This is a genomic window from Azohydromonas lata, assembly GCF_034427735.1.
In the GTDB taxonomy this organism is placed as follows: Bacteria; Pseudomonadota; Gammaproteobacteria; order Burkholderiales; family Burkholderiaceae_C; genus Azohydromonas; species Azohydromonas lata.
Genome location: NZ_JAXOJX010000004.1, coordinates 82,035 through 105,682, shown reverse-complemented (window position 1 = coordinate 105,682; position 23,648 = coordinate 82,035). Strand labels below are relative to the sequence as shown.

The 23,648-nt window shown below is 66.5% G+C and carries 18 protein-coding genes; 17 read left to right on the top strand and 1 reads right to left on the bottom strand.

Features of this window, described 5'->3' with window-relative positions; translation table 11 throughout:
• Positions 1-12 precede the first annotated feature (12 nt).
• The gene (locus SM757_RS04805) at positions 13-990 is read left to right on the top strand and encodes a Bug family tripartite tricarboxylate transporter substrate binding protein (protein WP_322464571.1); all 978 of its coding nucleotides are present in this window, start codon (positions 13-15) and stop codon (positions 988-990) included.
• The gene (gene leuB / locus SM757_RS04800; protein WP_322464570.1) at positions 987-2,087 is read left to right on the top strand and encodes a 3-isopropylmalate dehydrogenase; all 1,101 of its coding nucleotides are present in this window, start codon (positions 987-989) and stop codon (positions 2,085-2,087) included. Before SM757_RS04805 ends, leuB begins: the two co-directional genes overlap by 4 nt.
• A 13-nt stretch (positions 2,088-2,100) precedes the next feature.
• On the opposite strand, the gene SM757_RS04795 is transcribed toward leuB, so the two are convergent.
• On the bottom strand, positions 2,101-3,033 hold the full coding sequence (locus SM757_RS04795) for a LysR family transcriptional regulator (protein WP_322464569.1): 933 nt from the start codon (positions 3,031-3,033) through the stop codon (positions 2,101-2,103).
• Positions 3,034-3,144: 111 nt separating this feature from the next.
• Here SM757_RS04795 and SM757_RS04790 point away from each other — a divergent pair, with 111 nt between their 5' ends.
• From SM757_RS04790 to bioD, 15 genes are all read left to right on the top strand, one after another.
• Positions 3,145-6,678: an indolepyruvate ferredoxin oxidoreductase family protein gene (locus SM757_RS04790; protein WP_322464568.1), complete on the top strand. Its 3,534-nt coding sequence runs from the start codon at positions 3,145-3,147 to the stop codon at positions 6,676-6,678.
• Positions 6,679-6,794: 116 nt separating this feature from the next.
• Entirely contained in the window at positions 6,795-7,970 is a 1,176-nt protein-coding gene (locus SM757_RS04785; RefSeq protein ID WP_322464567.1) for an isovaleryl-CoA dehydrogenase, read from the top strand.
• 9 nt (positions 7,971-7,979) lie between these two features.
• Entirely contained in the window at positions 7,980-8,624 is a 645-nt protein-coding gene (gene can / locus SM757_RS04780; protein ID WP_322464566.1) for a carbonate dehydratase, read from the top strand.
• A gap of 28 nt (positions 8,625-8,652) precedes the next feature.
• The gene (locus SM757_RS04775) at positions 8,653-10,260 is read left to right on the top strand and encodes a carboxyl transferase domain-containing protein (RefSeq protein WP_322464565.1); all 1,608 of its coding nucleotides are present in this window, start codon (positions 8,653-8,655) and stop codon (positions 10,258-10,260) included.
• Between the two features lie 8 nt (positions 10,261-10,268).
• Positions 10,269-11,063, top strand: coding sequence for an enoyl-CoA hydratase/isomerase family protein (locus tag SM757_RS04770; protein WP_322464564.1), 795 nt, complete (start codon positions 10,269-10,271; stop codon positions 11,061-11,063).
• A gap of 18 nt (positions 11,064-11,081) precedes the next feature.
• Positions 11,082-13,082 (top strand): acetyl/propionyl/methylcrotonyl-CoA carboxylase subunit alpha, encoded by a 2,001-nt coding sequence (locus SM757_RS04765; RefSeq protein WP_322464563.1) that lies wholly within the window; start codon positions 11,082-11,084, stop codon positions 13,080-13,082.
• Positions 13,082-13,993 carry a hydroxymethylglutaryl-CoA lyase gene (locus SM757_RS04760; RefSeq protein ID WP_322464562.1) on the top strand — a complete coding sequence of 304 codons (912 nt, stop codon included), beginning with the start codon at positions 13,082-13,084 and terminating at the stop codon, positions 13,991-13,993. The genes SM757_RS04765 and SM757_RS04760 overlap by 1 nt, the downstream gene beginning before the upstream one ends.
• A 4-nt stretch (positions 13,994-13,997) precedes the next feature.
• Positions 13,998-14,663, top strand: coding sequence for a glutathione S-transferase family protein (locus SM757_RS04755; RefSeq protein ID WP_322464561.1), 666 nt, complete (start codon positions 13,998-14,000; stop codon positions 14,661-14,663).
• A 428-nt stretch (positions 14,664-15,091) separates the two neighbouring features.
• Complete coding sequence (locus SM757_RS04750) at positions 15,092-15,841, top strand: electron transfer flavoprotein subunit beta/FixA family protein (RefSeq protein ID WP_322464560.1); 750 nt, start codon at positions 15,092-15,094, stop codon at positions 15,839-15,841.
• A 1-nt stretch (position 15,842) separates the two neighbouring features.
• The gene (locus tag SM757_RS04745) at positions 15,843-16,775 is read left to right on the top strand and encodes an electron transfer flavoprotein subunit alpha/FixB family protein (RefSeq protein WP_322464559.1); all 933 of its coding nucleotides are present in this window, start codon (positions 15,843-15,845) and stop codon (positions 16,773-16,775) included.
• Positions 16,776-16,793: 18 nt separating this feature from the next.
• Positions 16,794-17,576, top strand: coding sequence for a 3-hydroxybutyrate dehydrogenase (locus tag SM757_RS04740; protein WP_322464558.1), 783 nt, complete (start codon positions 16,794-16,796; stop codon positions 17,574-17,576).
• Positions 17,577-17,596: 20 nt separating this feature from the next.
• A complete protein-coding gene (locus SM757_RS04735; protein WP_322464557.1) occupies positions 17,597-19,597 on the top strand; it encodes an acyl CoA:acetate/3-ketoacid CoA transferase in 2,001 nt (666 codons plus the stop codon).
• A 399-nt stretch (positions 19,598-19,996) separates the two neighbouring features.
• Entirely contained in the window at positions 19,997-21,637 is a 1,641-nt protein-coding gene (locus SM757_RS04730) for an electron transfer flavoprotein-ubiquinone oxidoreductase (protein ID WP_322464630.1), read from the top strand.
• Positions 21,638-21,704: 67 nt separating this feature from the next.
• The gene (gene bioF, locus SM757_RS04725) at positions 21,705-22,913 is read left to right on the top strand and encodes an 8-amino-7-oxononanoate synthase (protein WP_322464556.1); all 1,209 of its coding nucleotides are present in this window, start codon (positions 21,705-21,707) and stop codon (positions 22,911-22,913) included.
• Positions 22,914-22,921: 8 nt separating this feature from the next.
• On the top strand, positions 22,922-23,641 hold the full coding sequence (gene bioD / locus SM757_RS04720) for a dethiobiotin synthase (protein ID WP_322464555.1): 720 nt from the start codon (positions 22,922-22,924) through the stop codon (positions 23,639-23,641).
• The last annotated feature ends 7 nt before the right edge of the window (positions 23,642-23,648 follow it).

Sequence of the window (23,648 nt, the reverse complement as noted above, 5' to 3'; positions counted from 1 at the left end):
ACAGGAGACAACGTGACGATTCGCACCCTCACGCGCCGCGGCGCTTTGACCCTGGCTTGCCTGGGACTGGCGCTGCCTGCTTCGTTGGTACAAGCCCAATCCGACAAGCCCATCCGTGTCGTCGTGCCGCTTTCCGCGGGCTCCACCGTGGACGCCGTGGCGCGCGCCATGAGCAACCAGATGGCCAAGGTCATGGGCCATCCGATCGTGATCGACAACTTGGCAGGCGCCGGCGGCATGACGGGTACGGTCCAGGTGGTGAATGCACCCAAGGACGGCCTGACGCTGGGCATGATCTCGTCCAATCACGTCATCAATCCGAGCATCTACAAGAAGGTTCCGTTCGACACGCTCAAGGACATCACGCCGATTACCGTCATCGGCACCGTTCCGTTGGTGCTGGTGGTGCACCCGTCGGTCAAGGCCAACAACGTGAAGGAACTCATCGCGCTGATGAAGGCCAAGCCCGGCACGCTGAACCTGGGCTCGGCCGGCAACGGCAGCACGTTGCATCTGGCCGGCGTGATGTTCGGCACCGAGGCCGGCGTCGAGATCCGCCACATCCCCTACAAGGGTACGGGCCCGCTGACCTCGGACATCGTCGGCGGCCAGGTGGACATGGCGTTCATCTCCGTGACGGCTGCCGCGCCGCACGTCAAGAGCGGCAAGCTGCGCGCGCTGGGCATGTCCACCAAGACCCGCTCTGCGGTGCTGCCCGATGTGCCCACGCTGGCGGAGTCCGGGCTGCCCAACTACAGCTTTGACGCCTGGATCGCGCTCGTGGGTCCGGCTGGGTTGCCCGCACCCATGGTCCAGAAGTACTACGCCGACACCAAGACCGTGCTGGCGCAAAAGGAAGTGCAGGATGCCTTGGTCCAGCAGGGCATCACCGTCATCAACAGCACGCCGGAGCAGTCCGTGCCGTTCTTCAAGTCCGAGCTGGAAAAGCATGCCAAGCTGGTCAAGCAGTCCGGCGCGACGGCTGAGTGAGCACGCTCGTGAGCCAGCCGCACCGCATCGCCGTCTTGCCTGGGGAGGGCATCGGCCCGGAGATCGTGGCCCAGGCGCTCAAGGTGCTGCGTGCCTTGCAGGGCCCTGGAATCGAGTTCGAGATCAATGAAGCGCCCGTGGGCGGCAGCGCCTACCTGCTCACCGGCACGCCCCTGCCGCAGCCGACCGTCGAGCTGGCGCTGGCCAGTGATGCGGTGCTGTTCGGCGCCGTGGGCGACCCGTGTTTCGACCACCTGGAAACCGCGCTGCGACCAGAGCGTGCCATCCTGGGGCTGCGCAACGCGCTGGGCCTGTTCGCCAACCTCAAGCAGGTCAGCGTGCCGGCCGAACTCGCAGAGCTGTCGCCGTTGCGTGCTGATAAGGTGTCCGGCGTGGACGTGCTGGTGGTGCGCGAGCTCAACGGCGACGTCTACACCGGGCAGCCCCGCGGCGTGCGTGTGGCACCCGATGGCCTCTTCACCGGCGAACGCGAGGGCTTCGACACGATGCGCTATGCCGAAGGAGAGGTGCGGCGCATCGCGCACGTGGCTTTCAAGGCCGCGCAGCGGCGCTCCAAGCGGGTGTGCAACGTGGACAAGGCCAACGTGCTGGCCACCTCGCGTGTGTGGCGCGAGGTCGTGATCGACGTCGCGCGCGAGTATCCGGACATCGAGCTGACTCACCTGTACGCCGACAGCGCGGCGATGCAGCTGATCTCCAACCCAGGCCGCTTCGACGTCATTCTGGCCGGCAACCTGTTCGGCGACATTCTCTCGGACGCCGCCTCCGTGCTGACCGGCTCGATCGGCCTGCCCGCCTCGGCGCTGCTGGGCGAGGGCCCGCGCGGCATGTACGAGGCCGGACACGGTACGGCGCTGGACATCGCGGGGCGCGACATTGCCAACCCGCTGGCATGCATCCGCGCCGCCGCGCTGATGCTGCGCCATTCGCTGGGCCGCAACGATTTGGCGCAGCGCATCGAGGCGGCAGTGACTTCGGTACTGCGCCAGGGCCTGCGTACGGCCGATCTCGCTGGTGGCAGCCGTGTGGTGGGCACCAGCGCCATGGGCGACGCCGTGGTGGCCGCGCTGAGGTGACCGCGCCCGCAGCTCATTCCGAGCCGGGCGCTCCGACGGACACCTCCAGGTACTTGCACAGCGTGCTGGCCACGGGTCCCAGGCGATGTCCCTTGCGCCACACCAGGCCCACCTCCATGGGCGGAATCGGGTCCTTCAGCGTCACAGTCTGGATGCGCCGTCCGTCCAGCGACCAAGGGCGAAACACCATGTCGGAAAGGATGGTGACGCCCAGACCCAGTGCCACCATCTCGCGCACGGCCTCCATCGACGTTGTGCGCACAAACGACTCCGGCTCCATGCCGGCGTCGCTCCAGTAGCGCATCGCCGCCGTGTCGCCCTCGTCCACTGCGGGCAGGATGTACGGATAGGGCGCTACGTCATCCAGCGAGGCTTGGCTCAACTCAGCCAGTGGATGGTTGGCCGCTACCCAAAGCTGGCGCCGCGAGCGCGCCAGCACGCGGCGCTGAAGTCTTTTGGGTTCGATCAGGTTGGACGTCAACGCCACGGCCAGTTCGATGTCGCCCGCCTCGATGCTCGCCTCGATGTGCTCGCGGTCACGCTCCACCGGCACGATGCGCACGTCCGGATAGAGCTTCTGGAACTTGGCGATGAAGGGCATCAGGAAGTAGCCCAGCACGGTGTAGCTGGCTGCCAGCTCCAGCGTGCCCGATACCGTGCTGCGGTCCCGAAACGGATGGCGCGCCGCGTCGGCCGCAGCTTCCAGCACCGTCTGCGCGTGCTGCAGGAACAGGTGTCCCTCGTAGGTCAGCGTCACGCCGCTGCGGCTGCGCTCGAACAGCATCGTGCCCAGCACGCGCTCCAACTCGGCGATGGCCGCCGTCATCGTGGACTGGGTGATGTTGGCCTCCGTGGCCGCCAGCGAGATCTGGCCCGTACGGGCCACGGTGGCGAAGTACTGCAGCTGGCGCAGCGTGAATCGGATAGGAAGCTGAGAAGTGGACATCGATTTCTTCGATGGCAGGTAGCGAACATTTGCGTTTTACCTCAAAGCTGCTGCCAACGAAACTGGCGTCAATCACCACGTATCAAGCAGATGCCAAGCACCGAGACCGCGATGGACAACTCCCAGACCCTTGCCAACGTCACGCTGGAAGACAAGTACACGCTGCCCAAGGGCCGCGTCTACATGACCGGCACCCAGGCCCTGGTGCGGCTGCTGATGGCGCAGAAGGAACGCGACGCGGCCGCCGGGCTGAATACCGGCGGCTTCGTCTCGGGCTACCGCGGCTCGCCCCTGGGCGCGGTGGACCAGGAGCTGTGGAAGGCCAAGAAGCACTTGGCCGAGCACGACATCAAGTTCGTCCCCGGCCTCAACGAAGAGCTGGCCGCTACTGCCGTCTGGGGCACGCAGATGGTCAACCTTGACCCCAATGCCTCGGTCGACGGCGTGTTCTCGCTGTGGTACGGCAAGGGCCCCGGGGTGGACCGCAGCGGCGACGTGTTCAAGCACGGCAACATTGCCGGCTGCTCCAAGCATGGCGGCGTGCTGCTCATCGCGGGTGACGACCACTCCTGCAAATCGTCCAGCCTGCCGCACCAGAGCGAGCATGCCTTCATCGCCGCCATGATCCCGGTGCTTAACCCGTCGGGCGTGCGCGAGTTCATCGAATTTGGCCTCCACGGCTGGGCCATGTCGCGCTACTCGGGCTGCTGGGTGGGCTTCAAGTCCATCAGCGACACCATCGAGTCATCCTCGTCCTTCGAAATTGACCCGATGGCCGTGGAGATCAAGGTGCCCGACACGTACCCGATCCCCGGCGACGGTTTCCACATCCGTTGGCCCGATCCGCCTCTGGAGCAGGAGAACCGGCTGCAGCGCGAGCGTCTCTATGCGCTGCTGGAGTATGTGCGGCTCAACCGTCTCAACCGCCAGGACTGGAACGCGCCGAATGCCAAGCTGGGCATCGTCACCACGGGCAAGAGCTACCTCGACGTGCGCGAGGCTCTGGCGATGATGGGCATCGACGAACAGGCAGCGCAGGCGCTGGGCGTGCGGCTGCTCAAGATCGGCGTGTCCTGGCCGCTGGAGCCCGAGTGCATTCGTGAATTTGCCGAAGGGCTCGACGAGATCCTGGTGGTCGAGGAGAAGCGCCAGATCATCGAGTACCAGCTCAAGGAGCAGCTCTACAACGCGCCCATCGCCTCGCGACCGCGCGTGGTGGGTAAGTACGACGAAACTGGCGAGTGGGTCAAGGTGCCGCATGACGGCATCCTGCTGTCGCCCAACGGCGAGCTCACGCCGGCAGCCATCGCCGGCGTCATCGCTACGCGCATGGCCAAAGTGCTGGGCGTCGAGGCGCTACCCGACGGTGCCCGCGCACACCTTACTCCCTGCCGCGCCGCCGACGGCTTTACTCGGGTCGAGCCCGGCTCGCAGCAGCGGCTGCCGTACTTCTGCTCGGGCTGCCCGCACAACACCAGTACCAAGGTGCCCGAAGGCTCACGTGCCGTGGCCGGCATCGGCTGCCACTACATGGCGCAGTGGATGGACCGCCGCACCGAAACCTTCACGCAGATGGGCGGCGAGGGCGTGAGCTGGATCGGCCAGGCGCCGTTCACGGGCACGAAGCACATCTTCGCCAACCTGGGCGACGGCACCTACATGCACTCCGGGTCGCTGGCGATCCGCGCGGCCAAGGCCGCGGGCGTGAACATCACCTACAAGATCCTGGTCAACGACGCGGTGGCCATGACCGGCGGCCAGCCCGTGGAAGGCTCACCCACCGTGCCGCAGATCCTGCAGCAGCTCGCGGCCGAGGGCGTGGAGCACCTGCACCTGGTCAGTGACGAACCGGAGCTTTACAAGGGCATGAGCGGGCTGCCCGCGGGCGTGGCCGTCGGCCACCGCGACGACATGGACAACCTGCAGCGCGAGCTGCGCGAGAAGCAGGGTGTCTCCGTCATCGTCTACGCCCAGACCTGCGCGGCCGAAAAGCGGCGCCGCCGCAAGAAGAAGCAGCTTGTCGATCCGCCCAAGCGCGTCGTCATCAACGAGGAGGTGTGCGAGGGCTGCGGCGACTGTGGCGTGCAGTCCAACTGCGTCTCCATCCTGCCGCTGGAAACGCCGCTGGGGCGCAAGCGCCAGATCGACCAGAGCTCGTGCAACAAGGACTACTCTTGCGTGAAGGGCTTCTGCCCGAGCTTCGTCACGGTGGAAGGTGGGGCTTTGCGCAAGCCCGCCAAGTCGAAGGCAACGCCGCCAGAAAACCTGCCCACGCCCGTGCTGCCGTCGTTGGCTGCGCCGTGCAACGTGGTGGTGACGGGCGTTGGCGGTACCGGCGTGGTGACCATCGGTGCGCTCATGGGCATGGCCGCGCACCTTGAAGGCAAGGGCGTGCTGGTACTGGACATGGCGGGCCTGGCGCAGAAGGGCGGGGCGGTGATGTCGCACGTGCGCCTGGCCGCCACGCCTGCCGGGCTGCATGCCGCACGGGTGGCCGCGAAGCAGGCCGACGTGGTGCTGGGGTGCGACCTAATGGTCGGTGCCGGCAAGGAAGCCATCGGCACCATGGATGCCAGCCGCACGCGGGCGGTGATGAATACCGACGTGCCGCCCACCGGCGCTTTCACCCAGGACCCGGACTGGCAGACCGATCCCGAAGCGATGCTGCAGCGTGTGCGCGGCGCGGCGCAGTCGGTGGAGGCGCTCAACGCTGCGGCGCTGGCCACCGCGCTGATGGGTGACGCCGTGGCGACCAACGTGTTCGTGCTGGGCTATGCCTGGCAAAAGGGTTGGATTCCGCTGCATGAGGCGTCGCTCATGCGCGCCATCGAGCTCAACGGCGCCGCAGTGCCGATGAACAAGGCGGCTTTCGCCTGGGGTCGGCAGGCTGCGCTGGATCTGGCCGTGGTGCAACAGGCTGCCGGGCTCAACAAGCCGGCCGCAGTGGTGATGATGCCCCAGCGCACCCTGGGCCTGGAGTCGCTGATCGAGGATCGCACCAGGCGCCTTGCCGCCTACCAGAACGCGGCCTATGCCCAGCGCTTCGAAGCTTTCGTGCGCGAGATCGCCGTGGCCGAGAAGCAGCGCACTGGCACGGATCGTGTGGCGCGCGAGGTCGCAGTGAGCCTGTACAAGCTCATGGCCTACAAGGACGAGTACGAGGTGGCACGGCTTTACGTCGAGACCGGCTTTTTCGACCGCGTAGCCCAGCAGTTCGAGGGTGACTACAAGCTGAACTTCCACCTGGCGCCGCCGCTGTTCTCCAAGAAGGATGCCAAGGGCCACCTGGTCAAGCAGTCCTATGGCCCGTGGATCGCCACCGCCTACAAGTGGCTGGCCAAGGCCAAGCGGCTGCGCGGCACGCCGCTGGACATCTTCGGCTACACGGCTGAGCGCCGCGGCGAGCGCTCTGCCATCGGTGATTTCAAGACGTTGATGCGGCAGGTCGTTGCCGCCGTGACCCCGGACCGGCTCACGACGGCGTTGGAGCTGGCCCGCCTGCCGCAGAGCGTGCGAGGTTTCGGCCATGTCAAGGAGCACAACGCCGAGGCCGCCAATGTGCGTCAGAAGCAGCTCCTGGCCGCACTTACGGCACCACAGGTGCCTGCCTCGCAGCCTGAAAAGGCACCCCGCGCCGCTGCCTGAGCTGCACTCGCAGCACCAGCAAACATGGCGTGATCTGCAACCTTCCTGACCCACGCCGTACTGCGCCGGCACCTACGCTTGCCGACGAATTGAACCTGTTCCAGGAGACTTTCCTCATGATGCACCTTCCCGGCCTGAGCTTCGATCTCGGCGAAACCATCGAGATGCTGCGCGACACGGTGCGCAGCTTCGCGGCCGACGAAATTGCGCCACGCGCCGCCAGCATCGACCACGACAACCTGTTCCCGGCGGACCTGTGGAAGAAGCTCGGCGATCTCGGCCTGCACGGCATGACGGTGAGCGAGGAGTGGGGCGGCACGGACCTCGGTTACCTGGCTCACATGGTGGCCATGGAAGAGGTTTCGCGTGCTTCGGCCTCGGTGGGCCTGAGCTATGGCGCGCACTCCAACCTGTGCGTCAACCAGTTGCACCGCAACGGCAATGCGATGCAGAAAGCGAAGTACCTGCCGCCGCTGGTGGCCGGCGACCATGTGGGGGCCCTTGCTATGAGCGAGCCCAACGCCGGCTCCGACGTGGTAAGTATGAAGCTGCGCGCCGAGAGGAAGGGGGACCGTTTCGTTCTCAACGGCTCGAAGATGTGGATCACGAACGGCGGCGACGCCGACACGATGATCGTCTACGCCAAGACCGACCCCGAGGCTGGTCCCAAGGGCATCACCACCTTCATCGTCGAGAAGGGCTTCAAGGGCCTGTCCTTTGGCAACAAGCTCGACAAGCTGGGCATGCGCGGCTCCAACACCTACCCCGTCTTCTTCGAGGACTGCGAGGTGCCCGAGGAGAACGTGCTGGGCGGCCTGGGGCAGGGCGTGAAGGTGCTCATGAGTGGTCTGGACTACGAGCGCGCCGTGCTCTCCGGCGGGCCGCTGGGCATCATGGCCGCATGCATGGATGCGGTGGTGCCCTTCGTGCATGACCGCAAGCAGTTCGGCCAGAGCATCGGCGAGTTCCAGCTGATGCAGGGCAAGCTGGCCGACATGTACACCACCCACCAGGCCTGCCGCGCCTACGTGTACGCGGTGGGCCAGGCCTGCGACCGCGCCGACCATGCACGTTCGCTGCGCAAGGACGCCGCGGGAGCGATCCTGTACGCGGCCGAGAAGGCCACGTGGATGGCCGGCGAGGCGATCCAGGCGCTGGGCGGCGTGGGCTATACCAAGGAGTTCCCGGTGGAGCGGCTGTGGCGCGACGCCAAGCTCTACGAGATCGGCGCGGGCACGAGCGAGATCCGGCGCATGCTCATCGGCCGCGAGCTGTTTGCCGAGACAATGTAAGGGCAGGCCATGTGCAGTCTTGACGGGCTCTTTGCCAACAACCGCGCCTGGGCCAACCAGCGCGTGGACGCCGATCCCGAGTTCTTCACGCGGCTTGCGCGCCAACAAGCGCCGCGCTACCTGTGGATCGGCTGTTCCGACAGCCGCGTGCCGGCCAACGAGATCCTGGGCCTGGATCCGGGCGAGGTGTTCGTGCACCGCAACATCGCCAACGTGGTGGTGCACTCGGACCTGAACTGCCTGTCGGTGCTGCAGTACGCCGTGGAGACACTCAAGGTCGAGCACGTCATGGTCGTGGGGCACTACGGCTGCGGCGGCGTGCAGGCCGTGGCCGAGCACCGCTCCGCGGGCTTGGCCGACAACTGGCTGCGCCACATCGAAGACATCGCCTTCAAGCACGAACTGCGGCTGGGGACGGACCTCGACGACGAGGCCCGCGGCAGGCGCTTGGTGGAGCTCAACGTCATCGAGCAGGTGGCCAACGTGTGCCGCACCACCATCCTGCGCCGCGCCTGGTATCGCGGCCAGCGCGTCGAGGTGCACGGGCTGGTCTATGGCCTGGCCGACGGGCTGCTGCGCCGTGTGGGCAAGAGCGTGAGCAGCGGGCAGGCTTGGGACGAGCGCTACCGGGCTTCCCTCATGACGCTGGGCTGAACTCCACAGAAATCACAAGCGAGACAACATGCAAGCACTCAAGACGCAGATCGACCCGCGCTCCAGCGAGTTTCGAGCCAACGCCGACGCCTTGCGCACGGTGGTCGAGGACCTGCGCGCCAAGGCCGCCGAGACTACCCAGGGCGGCGGCGAGGCCGCGCGTGCCAAGCACACCGCCCGCGGCAAGCTGCTGCCGCGCGACCGTGTGGCGCAACTGCTCGACCCGGGCGCACCGTTCCTGGAGATCGGCCAGCTCGCCGCGCACGGCATGTACGGCGGCGACGCACCGGCCGCGGGCGTGATTGCCGGCATTGGCCGGGTGCAGGGCGTGGACTGCATGATCGTGGCCAACGACGCCACCGTGAAGGGCGGTACCTACTACCCGATGACGGTGAAGAAGCACCTGCGTGCGCAGGAGATCGCGCAGCAGAACCAGCTGCCGTGCATCTACCTGGTGGACTCGGGCGGCGCGTTCCTGCCCAAGCAGGACGAGGTGTTCCCGGACCGGGACCACTTCGGGCGCATCTTCTTCAACCAGGCCAACATGTCGGCGCAGGGCATTCCGCAGGTGGCCGTGGTGATGGGCTCGTGCACGGCGGGCGGCGCCTACGTGCCGGCGATGAGCGACGAGACCGTGATCGTGCGAAACCAGGGCACCATCTTCCTGGGCGGCCCGCCGCTGGTGAAGGCGGCCACCGGCGAGGTGGTCAGCGCCGAGGACCTGGGCGGCGGCGACGTGCACACGCGCATCTCGGGCGTCGCTGACCATCTGGCCGAGAACGATGCGCACGCGCTCTTCATCGCGCGGCGCATCGTGGCAAACTTCAACCGCGTCAAGCCCTCGACCGTTACGCTCGAGGCCAGCGAGGAGCCGCTGTACGACGCTGAGGAACTGTACGGGATCATCCCGCGCGACACGCGCAAGCCGTACGACGTGCGCGAGGTCATCGCGCGCGTGGTGGACGGCTCGCGCTTCGACGAGTTCAAGGCGCGCTACGGCACGACGCTGGTCACGGGCTTTGCGCGGCTGTACGGCATGCCCGTGGGCATCGTGGCCAACAACGGCATCCTGTTCGGCGAGGCGGCGCAAAAGGGCGCGCACTTCATCGAGCTGTGCTCGCAGCGTGGCGTGCCGCTCGTGTTTCTGCAGAACATCACCGGCTTCATGGTCGGGCGCAAGTACGAGAACGGCGGCATCGCCAAGGACGGCGCCAAGATGGTCACGGCCGTCGCGACCGCCCAGGTCCCCAAGATCACGATGCTCATCGGCGGCTCGTTCGGCGCGGGCAACTACGGCATGTGCGGCCGGGCCTACTCACCGCGCTTCCTGTGGATGTGGCCCAACGCGCGCATCAGCGTGATGGGCGGCGAGCAGGCGGCTTCGGTGCTTTCCACCGTGCGGCGCGAGGGCATCGAGGCCAAGGGTGGCGCCTGGAGCGCAGAGGAAGAGGAGGCCTTCAAGGCACCGATCCGCACCCAGTACGAGGAGCAGGGCCACCCGTACTACGCCACGGCGCGCCTCTGGGACGACGGCGTGGTGGACCCGGCGCAGACGCGGCGCGTGCTGGGCCTGTCGCTGGCGGCCACGCTCAATGCGCCCATCCAGCCGACGAAGTTCGGCGTGTTCCGCATGTGAGGATGGCCATGGACTACAAGACCCTTAAGATCGAGCACCGCGGCGCCAGCGCGTGGATCTGGATGAGCCGACCCGAGGTGCACAACGCCTTCGACGAGACCCTCATCGCCGAGCTCACGGCCGCCTTCACCACGCTCGATGCGGATCCGGCCGTGCGCGCCATCGTGCTGGCCGGCGAGGGAAAAAGCTTTTCCGCCGGGGCGGACCTGAACTGGATGCAGCGCCAGGGCGCCGCAGCGCTGGAGGACAACCTGACCGACGCACGCAAGCTCGCCGGGCTATTCCGCGCCATCTCGATGTGCTCCACGCCAACGATCGCCCGCGTGCATGGAGCAGCGCTGGGTGGCGGGATGGGCCTGGCCTCGGCCAGCGACATTTGCGTGGCCTCGACCAAGGCGCAGTTCGCCACCTCCGAGGTGCGCCTGGGCATCATCCCGGCAGCCATCGGGCCGTACGTGGTGCGCGCCATCGGCGAGCGCCAGGCCTACCGCTACTTCCAGACGGCCGAGCGCATCAGCGCCGAGCAGGCGCGCCACATCGGACTGGCGCATGAGGTGGCCGAGCCGCAGGAGCTCGACGCCCGGGTACAGCAGGTGGTGGACGCGCTGCTGCTGGGCGGTCCGCTGGCGCAGGCTGCCGCGACAGACCTGATCCGCGCCGTGGCGCATCGCCCGGTGGACGACGAGGTGGCCGAAGACACGGCCCAGCGCATCGCCACGCTGCGTGCCACGCCCGAAGCGCGCGAGGGACTTGCTGCCTTCCTCGGCAAGCGCGCGCCCGCGTGGACGCAAGGCCACGCCTGAGAACGATTGGAGAGACGCATGTTCAACAAGATCCTGATCGCCAACCGGGGCGAGATCGCCTGCCGCGTCATCAAGACGGCGCGCCGCATGGGCGTCGCCACGGTGGCGGTGTATTCCGAGGCGGATGCCAATGCCCGCCACGTGCGCCTGGCCGACGAAGCGGTGCTGATCGGTCCGGCGCCGGTGCGCGAGTCGTACCTGCTGGCCGACCGCATCCTGGAGGCTGCCAAGCAGACGGGCGCACAAGCTGTCCACCCGGGCTACGGCTTCCTGTCCGAGAACGAGGACTTTGCCGAAGCCTGCGAAGCCGCGGGCATCGCCTTCATCGGCCCGCCGGCGTCGGCCATCCGTGCGATGGGTTCCAAGTCGGCCGCCAAGGCGCTGATGGAAAAGGCCGGCGTGCCGCTGACACCCGGCTATCACGGCGACAACCAGGAGTCGACTTTCCTGGCAGCGCAGGCTGAAGCCATCGGCTACCCCGTGCTGATCAAGGCCAGCGCCGGCGGCGGCGGCAAGGGCATGCGCCGCGTGGAGGGCGCAGCCGAGTTCGAGGCTGCCCTGGCCTCGTGCAAGCGCGAGGCTATCAACGCGTTCGGCGACGACCACGTGCTGGTCGAGAAGTACGTGCTCAAGCCGCGCCACATCGAGATCCAGGTGTTCGGGGACAAGCACGGCGACTGCGTCTACCTGTTCGAGCGCGACTGCTCGGTCCAGCGCCGTCACCAGAAGGTGCTGGAAGAAGCGCCCGCGCCGGGCATGACGCCCGAGCGCCGCGCGGCCATGGGCCAAGCCGCGGTGGAGGCCGCCAAGGCCGTGGGCTACGTCGGCGCCGGTACCGTCGAGTTCATCGCCAACCAGGACGGGTCGTTCTATTTCATGGAGATGAACACCCGGCTGCAGGTCGAGCACCCGGTGACGGAGATGATCACGGGGCTCGACCTGGTGGAGTGGCAGCTGCGCGTGGCCAGCGGCGAGCCGCTGCCGCTCAAGCAGGAGCAGCTGTCCATCGACGGCCATGCGCTGGAGGCGCGCATCTACGCCGAGGACCCGGACCGCGGCTTCCTGCCCTCCACCGGACGCCTGGTGCATCTGGCACCGCCGCCGGAGTCGGACCATGTGCGCGTGGACACCGGCGTGGAGCAAGGCGACGAGATCACGCCACACTACGACCCGATGATCGCCAAGCTGATCGTCTGGGGCGCGGACAGGCGCCAGGCGCTGTCGCGCATGCGCCAGGCGTTGGCCCAGTACCGAGTGGTGGGCGTGCAGAACAACGTCGAGTTCCTCTCGCGCCTGGTGGCTGTGCCGTCGTTTGCCAACGCCAACCTCGACACCGGGCTGATTGAGCGCGAGCAGGCACTGCTGTTCCCTGATACCGGCGATGTGCCGGCTGACGTGTGGCTGCTCACGGCCCTGGCGGAGTTGCTGCGCGAGCAGCGCCTGGCACAAAAGGCGGCGGCCAGCGCGCCGGATGCGGCCTCGCCGTGGCGGCAGCTCGACGGCTGGCGGCTCAACGGCAGCGCCATGCGCCAACTCTCGCTGCGCCTGGGCGACGTGGTGCACGATATCGGCGTGGCAGTCGTGCGCGGTGGCTGGGAGCTGACATTGGGCACTCAGCGCATCTTCGCCCGCGGCACGCTGGGCGCGGACAGCGAGCTGATGGCACAGCTGGGCGAGCGCCGCCTGCGTGCCGCGGTGGTAGCCACCGGCGAGCGGCGCCAAGTGTTTTTCGAAGGACGCTCCTGGCCGTTGGCGATGGTTGACCGGCTGCACGTCGGTGGCCAAGGCGAGGAAGCGGAAGGGGGCTTGCGCGCACCCATGCCCGGCAAGGTCATCACGCTGATCGCGCAGCCAGGCGCGACGGTGGAGAAGGGCGCCCCGCTGCTGGTGCTCGAAGCCATGAAGATGGAGCACACCATCAGCGCACCGCGCAAGGGTGTCGTAAAGGCATTCCGCTTCGCGCCGGGCGACCAGGTGGCTGACGGATCCGAGCTGGTGGAATTCGAGAGGGCCGAGTGATGGAAAAGGTTCGCATCGTCGAGGTCGGGCCACGCGACGGCCTGCAAAACGAGAAGCAGGCCATCCCCACGGCCACCAAGCTGGAGCTCATCGAGCGGCTGGCGGCTGCGGGACTGCGCGACATCGAGGCCACGTCCTTCGTGTCGCCGAAGTGGGTGCCGCAGATGGCCGACCACGCGGAGATCATGGCGGGCCTGCAGCGCAGGCCTGGCGTGAACTACCCCGTCCTCGCGCCCAACCTCAAGGGCTTCGAGGCGGCGGTGGCAGCCGGTGTCACGGAAGTGGCGGTGTTCGCCGCCGCGTCGGAGGCCTTCTCGCAGAAGAACATCAACTGCTCGATTGCCGAGTCCATCAATCGCTTCGCTCCGGTGTTCGAGGCGGCCCGGCAGCACGGCGTGAAGGTGCGCGGCTACGTTTCCTGCGTGGTGGCGTGCCCGTATGACGGCGCCATCGCCCCGGACAAGGTGGCCGAGGTGGCGGCACGGCTGCACGACCTGGGCAGCTACGAGGTGTCGCTGGGCGACACGATTGGCGCAGGCACGCCTGCATCCGTGCTGCGCATGCTCGAAGCCGTGGCCACCAAGGTGCCGGTGGCGCAACTGGCGGGCCACTACCACGACACCTACGGCATGGCCGCGGCAAACGTCTACGCCTCGTACCAGTTCGGTGTGCGCGTGTTCGACAGCTCGGTGGCCGGTCTGGGGGGCTGCCCCTACGCCAAGGGCGCCACGGGCAACGTTGCGACCGAGGACGTGGTGTACCTGCTGCAGGGGCTGGGCGCCGACACCGGCGTAGACCTGCAGCGCCTGGTGGACTGTGGGGCCTGGATCAGCGAGCAGCTGGGTCGTGCGCCGCAGTCGCGCGTGACCCGCGCGCTGCTGGCCAAGCAGCCCGCGGCCAACGGGGCCTGATGCCGTGATCACCCTGCATCACTGCGTCAGCGCGCGGTCCTTCAGGCCGTTATGGATGCTCGAAGAGCTGGGCCTCGACTACGAGCTACAGATGCTGCCGTTCCCGCCGCGCGTGAAGCAGCGGACGTACCTGGAAGTCAATCCGCTGGGCACCGTGCCGGCACTGTTGGATGGCGCCGCGCGAATGACGGAGTCGGCCGCCATCTGCCAGTACCTGGCGGCGAAGTACTCGCCCAGAGGCATGGACGTGGCGGTGGACGAGCCGGACTTCGGCGCCTACCTGAACTTCCTGCATTTTGGCGAGGCGACGCTCACCTTCCCGCAGACGCTCGTGCTGCGCTACCGGCACTTCGAGCCGCCCGAGCGGCGCCAGCCGCAGGTGGCCGAGGACTACGTCAAGTGGTTCCTGGCGCGCCTGCGCTCGCTGGAGTCCCGTCTTTCGACGCAGGCCTATCTGTGCGCAGGGCGTTTTACAGCGGCAGACGTATCAGTGGGCTACGCGCTGCTTCTGGCCCAGCACCTGGGTTTGAGCGATGCCTTCACGCCTGCCGTGCGAGCGTATTGGCAAGCACTTCAGCATCGCGAGGGTTACCAGCGCGCCATGCGATCTCAGCACGAGGCAGCCGTCATGCAGGGCGTACCGGCTCTGCCCGCACCGGATACTCGCTGAAGCTGCCCAGGCACTCGATACATCGATTCGTTCGATGTTTGATAACGAGCATTTGTGTTTTACCGCAAATGTAGAAATGACCAAACTGTCTTCATTGACGCGGCACCGAGCAACAGCCTCAATGCCCCGCGTCGAGTTCCAAGTCCTACAGCGGAGCAGCAAGACATATGGCATTTCTGCGGCAGTGCCTCCAGGAGGCAAGACGGCGTTCCGGTGACGTGGAAGGTTGTATCGAATTGGCGGCGTCGGCAGGTGGCCTGGACGACTACCTCCATAACCGGGTGCCTGAACAGGCTTGGTACCCCATGTCCCTGGCAACTCTGCAGGAGCGCCGCAGCCGTGGAGCCTCGCTGCCAAAGCGGGCCGGCCGGTCCCAAGCCCGCTGAGCGGTAGCGCGACTTTCCTAAATCAACCCAAGGAGACAGGTGATGAAGCTTTTGGTGCCCGTGAAGCGGGTGGTGGACTACAACGTGAAGGTCCGGGTCAAGTCTGACGGCTCGGGCATGGACCTCGCCGGCGTGAAGATGAGCATGAACCCCTTCGATGAGATCGCCGTCGAAGAGGCGGTGCGGCTCAAGGAAAAGGGCGTCGCCACGGAAATCATCGCCGTGTCCTGCGGCGCAAGCGCATGCCAGGAGACGCTGCGCACGGCTCTCGCCATCGGCGCTGACCGCGCCATCCTGGTCGAGACCGATGCGGAGCTGCAGCCGCTGGCCGTGGCCAAGATCTTGAAAGCCCTGGTGGACCGGGAACAGCCGGGCCTGGTGATCCTGGGCAAGCAGGCCATCGATGACGACTGCAACCAGGTCGGGCAGATGCTAGCCGCGCTCACCGATATGCCGCAGGCGACCTTCGCCTCGAAGGTCGAAGTGGCGGACGGCCGGGCGCAGGTCACGCGCGAAGTGGACGGCGGGCTGGAGACAATCTCCGTGACGCTGCCGGCGGTGGTCACCACCGACCTGCGCCTGAACGAGCCGCGCTACGTCACGCTGCCCAACATCATGAAGGCCAAGAAGAAGCCGCTGGAGAACGTCAAGCCGGCGGACCTGGGCGTCGATGTCACGCCGCGCTTGAAGACCCTCAAGGTCAGCGAGCCGCCCAAGCGCGGTGCCGGCGTGAAGGTGCCCGACGTGGCCACCCTCGTGGACAAGCTCAAGAACGAAGCCAAGGTGATCTGACATGACCGCACTCGTCATCGCCGAACACGACAACGCGAGCCTGAAGGCTGCGACCCTGAACACCGTCACCGCCGCTGCTGCCTGCGGCGGTGAAGTGCACGTGCTGGTAACCGGCGAGAACGCCGCCGCCGTGGCGCAGGCCGCTGCCCAGGTGCAGGGCGTGGCCAAGGTGCTGCACGCCGACTCGGCCGCGCTGGGTGCCCAGCTGGCCGAGAACGTCGCGGCGCAGGTGCTGGCCGTAGTCGGTGGCTACAGCCACATCCTGTTCCCCTCGACCGCGGCCGGGCGCAACGTCGCGCCGCGCGTGGCGGCCAAGCTCGACGTGGCGCAGCTCAGCGACGTCACCAAGGTGCAGGGCGCCGACACCTTCGAGCGCCCAATCTATGCCGGCAATGCCCTGGCCATCGTGCAGAGCGCCGACCCGGTCAAGGTCATCACGGTGCGCACCACCGGCTTCGACGCGGCGAGCGCCACCGGCGGCAGCGCGGCGGTGGAGACCATCGAGGCGGTGGCCGACAGCGGCAAGAGCGCCTTCGTCGGCCGCGAGTTGACCAAGAGCGACCGGCCCGAGCTGACGGCCGCGAAGATCATCGTGTCGGGCGGCCGTGCGCTGGGTTCGGCCGAGAAGTTCACGGAAGTGCTCACGCCGCTGGCCGACAAGCTGGGCGCCGCGCTCGGCGCCTCGCGCGCCGCGGTGGACGCGGGCTACGCCCCCAACGACTGGCAGGTGGGCCAGACCGGCAAGATCGTGGCGCCGGCCCTGTATATCGCCTGCGGCATCTCGGGTGCGATCCAGCACCTCGCGGGGATGAAGGACTCCAAGGTGATCGTCGCAATCAACAAGGACCCGGATGCGCCGATCTTCTCGGTGGCCGACTATGCGCTGGAAGCCGACGTGTTCGAGGCGGTGCCCGAACTGGTGCGCTCGCTCTAGAAACCTGGGAAAACACAGATGCTCAAAGGTCAATCGGCTGTCGTCACTGGTTCCACCAGCGGCATAGGCCTTGGAATCGCGCAGGCACTGGCCCATGCCGGCATCAACGTGATGCTCAACGGGTTCGGCGATGCAAGTCACATCGAGTCCGTGCGTCGCTCATTGAGTGAGGAAACGGGCGTGCGGGTGGAGTACTCCGATGCCGACATGAGCCGGCACGACGAGATCGCTGGCATGGTGTCGCAGGCTGAAGCGGCCTTCGGGGCCGTTGACATCCTCGTGAACAACGCTGGCATCCAGTTCGTGGCGCCCGTGGACGAGTTCCCGGACGAGAAATGGTCCCAGATCATCGCCATCAACCTGAGCTCCAACTTCCATGCCATCAAGGCCGTGCTGCCGGGCATGAAGCGGCGCAACCATGGGCGTATCGTCAATATCGCATCGGCCCACGGGCTGGTGGCCTCGCCGTTCAAGTCCGCCTACGTGGCGGCCAAGCACGGTGTCATTGGCCTGACGAAGACCGTGGCACTTGAAGTGGCCGAGAGCGGGATCACTTGCAATGCGGTGTGCCCGGGCTACGTGCGCACGCCTCTGGTCGAAGGACAGATCAAGGATCAGGCCAAGGTCCACGGCATGAGCGAGGAGGAGGTGGTACGCCATGTCATCCTCGCCTCGCAGCCCAACAAGCGCTTCGTCGAAGTGCAGCAGCTTGCCGAAGTCGTATTGTTCCTCTGCTCAGGCGCTGCCTCATCCATCACTGGTGCATCGCTGCCTGTGGACGGTGGCTGGACCGCTCGCTGAACGCATTCTGGGAGAGCCACATGCCCCTGCCTCGTCCGCTTTTCCCTGCCGCTGATGCAGGGAAAATCGTGTCTGCTTGGGATGCCGTGCGTCTCATTCGTTCGGGCGATACGGTAGCCACTTCCGGATTCGTCGGCATCGGCTTTGCGGAAGAGGTCGCCATCGCGCTGGAGCAGCGCTTCCTCGCCGAGGCGCAGCCGCGCAACCTCACGCTCGTCTACGCCGCCGGCCAAGGTGACGGCCGGGACAAGGGCCTCAACCACGTGGCACACGAGGGCTTGGTGCGCCGGGTCGTGGGCGGGCATTGGGGACTTGTGCCCAAGCTCGGCGCGCTGGCCATAGCTAACCGCGTCGAGGCCTACAACCTGCCGCAAGGCGTCATCTCTTGCATGTTCCGCGACATTGCCGGGGGTCGCCCGGGACATCTGAGCAAGGTGGGCCTAGGCACCTTCGTCGATCCTCGCCTGGGCGGCGGCAAGATGAACGAGTGCACCACCGAAGCCCTGGTGGAGCTGACGCACCTGGGCGGCTCGGAGAGCCTGTTCTACAAGGCCTTCCCGATCCATGTGGCCATCATTCGCGCCACCACCGCGGACCCAGATGGCAACCTCACCATGGAGCGCGAGGCGCTGACGCTGGAGTCGCTGTCCATCGCCACGGCCGCGCACAACAGCGGCGGCATCGTGATTGCACAGGTGGAGCGCGTGGCCGAGCGCGGCAGCCTGCATCCGCGCCAGGTCAAGGTGCCCGGCGTCCTGGTGGACTGCGTGGTCGTGGCCGAGCCGCAGCACCACTGGCAGACCTTTCGCACGCCCTACCACCCGGGCTTCAGTGGCGAAATGCGCGTGGTAATGCAAGGCCAGGAAACGCTGTCGATGGACGAGCGCAAGGTCATTGCCCGGCGCGCCGCGATGGAGTTGCGTGCCAATAGCGTGGTCAACCTCGGCATTGGCATGCCCGAGGGTATCGCCGCCGTGGCGGCGGAGGAGCGGATCATCGATCTGCTCACACTCACCGCAGAGCCCGGCGTGATCGGTGGCCAGCCCGCCGGTGGTCTGGACTTCGGCGCGGCAGTCAACACGCAAGCCGTCATCGACCAGCCCTACCAATTCGATTTCTACGACGGCGGTGGGCTTGACGTGGCGTTCCTGGGCCTTGCGCAGGCCGACGCTCAGGGCAATCTCAACGTCAGCAAGTTCGGGCCGCGCCTGGCGGGCGCCGGCGGCTTCATCAACATCAGCCAGAACGCGAAGAAGGTCGTCTTCGTCGGTACCTTCAATGCCTGCGGCCTGGACATCGTGGTGGAAGAGGGACGTCTCATCATCCGCAGCGAGGGCAACACACCCAAGTTCGTGGACCGCGTGGAACACGTCACCTACAGCGGCGCGGTGGCACGGCAGCAGGGCCAGGAGGCGCTTTACATCACCGAGCGATGCGTGTTCCGGCTCGGTGATCGGGGCCTGGAGCTCACGGAAATTGCGCCCGGTGTCGACCTGGAAAATGACATCCTCTCGCGCATGTCTTTCAGGCCGGTCGTGGCCGAGCCGCTGGCGCTGATGAGCGAAGCCATCTTCCAACCACGTCCCATGGGTTTGCGCGATGAGATGCTGCGGCTGCCGCTGGAGCAGCGCTTCGCGTTCGATGCGGTGCAAGGTCTCTTCTTCGCCAACTTCGAAGGCATGACAGTGCGCAGCGTCCAGGACGTCGAGGCCATTCGCACGGCATTGGAAAAACGCCTGAGCGGATTGGACCGGATGGTCCCGGCGCTGGTGGACTACGACAATTTCCTGGTGCTGCCAGACGCACTCGATGCCTACTCGGACATGGTGCGCGACGTGGCGGCCAAGCATTACTCACGTGTTACCCGCTACACCACCAGCGCCTTCCTGCGCGCCAAGCTTGGTGAAGCGTTGCTGGAGCGCGGCGTGGCACCGCACATCTTCGAGAGCGCCGCGGACGCTCACCGGCAACTGCGGCTGCTTCAGGTGGCCGACACGGCCCTTCCAACCGCCAACACGTAGAGCGCCTGGCATTCAGGCGCCTTGGCGCAGCGTTTCCACTGACTGCGCTCCCTTGGTGCAGCACTACCGCCGTCCTGGTGGACGCAGGCAGTGGGAGCAGTCCCGGCTGAGGCGATGGCAATCCGACTTGCCCATTGACCGGTGTGTGGACCAGGGCACGCAGACCTTGGTGCGGCACTTCACATGGACGTTGATATCGAGAGACAGGCGACTTCCATCGAAGCAGTCGATGTTTGATAGCAAATATTTGAGTTTTACACGGACGGTGCCAACTACCAAACTGGCTCCAACGCATTCAGTCGCTTTCGGCTGTTCAACCTTGGAAACACTGGAATCCCCGTGAAGCTCTCTGCCCAACAGTCCCAAGCCCTGCTGGACAAGTATGGTCCGCGCGACTCGATGGAGTACGACGTGGTGATCGTGGGCGCGGGCCCGGCAGGCCTGGCCACCGCGATCCGGTTGAAGCAGCTTGCCGCTGAGCGCAACGAAGAAATCTCGGTGTGCGTGCTTGAGAAGGGGTCGGAGCCCGGTGCACACATCCTCTCGGGCGCGATCATGGACCCCAGGGCGCTGACGGAGCTGCTGCCCGACTGGCGCGAGCAGCGTGCGCCGCTCACGCAGGCCGTCACGCACGACGAATTCTTGTTCCTCAGCCCCCAGGGCGCCAAGCGCACGCCCGAGGCGCTGCTGCCGGACTGTTTCAAGAACCATGGCAACTACATCGTCAGCCTCGGCAATGTCGTGCGCTGGATGAGCGGCCAAGCCGAAGGGCTAGGTGTGGAGGTCTTCTCCGGGTTCGCCGCGGCCGGAGTCCTGTACGGCGAGGATGGAGCCGTGCGTGGCGTGGTCACGGGCGACATGGGGCTGGGCAAGGACGGTGAGCCGACGGAAAACTTCCAGCTCGGCATGGAGTTGCACGCCAAATACACCATTTTTGCCGAGGGCTCGCGCGGCCACCTGGGCAAGCAGCTGATTGAGACGTTCGGCCTTGACGAAGGCAAGGACCCGCAAAGCTATGGCATCGGCCTCAAGGAGGTTTGGGAGATCGAGCCGCAGCGCCATCGTCCCGGCCTGGCCATGCACACCGCCGGCTGGCCACTCGATCCAGACACCTATGGCGGCTCATTCCTCTACCACGCTGAGGACCACAAGGTCTACGTCGGCTTCGTGGTGGGCCTCGATTACAAGAACCCGTGGCTGTCGCCCTTCGAGGAATTCCAGCGCTTCAAGACCCATCCGGCTATCCGGCAGCACCTGGAAGGAGGGCGGCGCCTGAGCTACGGCGCGCGTGCGATCACTGCGGGCGGGCTGCTGTCGCTGCCCAAGACGGTGTTTCCTGGAGGCGCGCTGGTGGGCTGTGACGCCGGCTACCTCAACGTCAGCCGCATCAAGGGCAGCCACGCCGCGATCAAGACCGGCATGTTGTGCGCAGAAAGCGCCTTCGAGGCGCTACAAGCCGGGCGCAGCGGCGACGAGCTCACGGCCTATCCGGAAGGCTTCGAGAAGAGCTGGCTGTTCGACGAATTGAACCAGGCGCGCAACTTCAAGCAGTGGTTCAAGAAGGGGCGCAACACTGCCACGCTCATGACGGGCATCGAGCAGTGGCTGCTGCCGCGGCTGGGCATGAAGCGGGTGCCTTGGACCGTGCACCGGAAGGTGGCGGACCACGAGAACCTGTTGTCAGCCAGCCAGTGCTCGAAGATCGGATATCCCAAGCCCGACGGCAAGCTCAGCTTCAACCGGCTCTCCTCGGTGTTCCTAAGCAACACCAACCACGAGGAGAACCAGCCGGCACATCTCACGCTCAGGGATGCCTCAACGCCGCTGCGCATCAACCTGGGTGAATTCGCCGGCCCCGAGAGCCGTTATTGCCCGGCCGGCGTGTACGAGTACGTGGCTGACGAAGGCGGCGGGCAGCGGCTGCAGATCAACGCGCAGAACTGCCTGCACTGCAAGACCTGCGACATCAAGGACCCGACGCAGAACATCGTCTGGGTCACGCCGGAAGGTGGCGGTGGGCCCAACTACGTGGGCATGTAAGGGCCTGGCGGCCTCGACACACCGCAACAGCGATCTTCATCTCTGTTCACGACTGCCGGATTGACCCATGCTGATCGAGCACATCGACCGACAACTGCTTGAGCTCGACGCCGCGGCGCTGCGCCGGCGTCTGCGCGTGGCCGAGTCGCCATGCGCACCTGTGCAATCCTTCGAGTCAGAGCAAGGAAGCGAGCCGCTGCTGGCCTTCTGCAGCAACGACTACCTGGGCCTGGCGCACCACCCCGCGCTGATCGATGCCATGGCCGAAGGTGCGCAGCATTGGGGCACTGGCAGCGGAGCCTCGCACCTGGTCAGCGGCCACATGCGGCCGCACGTCCAGGTTGAAGAACTGGTCGCACGCTGGTTCGAGCCCCACATCCCGCACGCGCGCGCGGTCCTGATGTGCAGTGGCTACATGGCCAACCTGGCGTTGACGACGGCCCTGGGTGACGGCGATGCCACGCTGTTTTGCGACAAGCTCAACCATGCCTCGCTCATCGACGGTGCACGGCTGGCGCAAGCGCAGGTGCAGCGCTACGCCCACGGTCGGCTGGACGTGCTGGAGAGGCAGCTGCAGTCCTGCACGACGCCGGTCAAGCTGATCGTCACCGATGCCGTGTTCAGCATGGACGGCGACGTGGCAGACCTACCCACGCTGCTGGCCCTGGCCGAGCAATACGACGCATGGATCGTGCTCGACGATGCCCACGGCCTGGGCGTGCTGGGCGACCAGGGCCACGGCACTCTGGAGCATTTCAGGCTGCGCAGCAAACGCTTCATCGTCATGGGAACGTTGGGCAAGGCTGCGGGCGTTTCCGGCGCCTTCGTCGCTGCGCATCCGACCATCATCGAGTGGCTGGTGCAGCGTGCACGCCCCTACATCTACACCACAGCCATGCCGCCGGCGTTGGCGCACACGGTGCTGGCCAGCCTGCAGTTGATTGAAAGCGAAGAAGGGCGCACGCGCCGGGCGCAGTTGCAGGGATTGGTGGAGCAACTGCGCATGGGCTTGAAGGCCCTGGCTGGCATCCAGTCCTCCTGGCTGCTGAGTGAGAGCTTTACTGCCATCCAGCCTTTGATCGTCGGTGACAACGACATTGCGTTGAAGCTGTCTGCTGCGCTGCGCCATCGCGGCCTGTACGTGCCGGCCATGCGCCCGCCCACGGTGCCGGTGGGCACGGCGCGGCTGCGCATCACGCTGAGCGCAGCGCATACGTCAGTGCAGGTGCAGAGCCTGCTGGATGCGCTGGCGCAGGCGATGGGGGAATTGCAATGAATGCGTTGATGGACAGCGCACTGCGCGGCTGCTTCGTCACCGGTACCGACACCGGCGTGGGCAAGTCCCATGTCAGCGCCGGGCTGCTGCACTGGCTGGGCCAGCGCGGCCAGCGCGCCGTGGGCTACAAGCCGGTGGCGTCTGGACTCGACATGGCCGCCGATGGCCAGCTCTACAACGAGGACGTCGAACGCCTGCGCAGTGCCGGCAGCGTGCCGCTGCCGGCCACGCTGATCGGACCCTTTCAGTTCAAGGAAGCCTGCGCGCCGCACATCGCCGCGGAGCTCGAAGGCCGCTCCATCAACCGTGCGGCGTTGCTGCGTGGTGCACAGAAGCTGTCGTGGCGTGCGGATATTGTCGTGGTCGAGGGCGCAGGCGGGTTGGTCATCCCTTTGGGCGCAGATTGGGACAGCACGCAGCTGATGAGCGCATTGGGCTTGCCCGTGGTTCTGGTGGTCGGCATGCGTCTGGGCTGCCTCAACCACGCACTGCTTACGGCCGAAGCCGTGCTGGCCCGAGGTCTGCTGCTGGCGGGCTGGGTCGGAAACGTCATCGACCCCGGCATGCCGCACCTTCAGCGCAACCTCGAGACGCTGCACCACGAGTTCGTCCGCCGGCACCAGACGCCCTGCATGGGCATGGTGCCGCACCTGGCAGATCCCAATGCCGCTGCAGTGGCCAGCTACTTCGACAGCAATTCGCTCCAAAGCCTCTTCGGCAGCGAGTGATTCAATC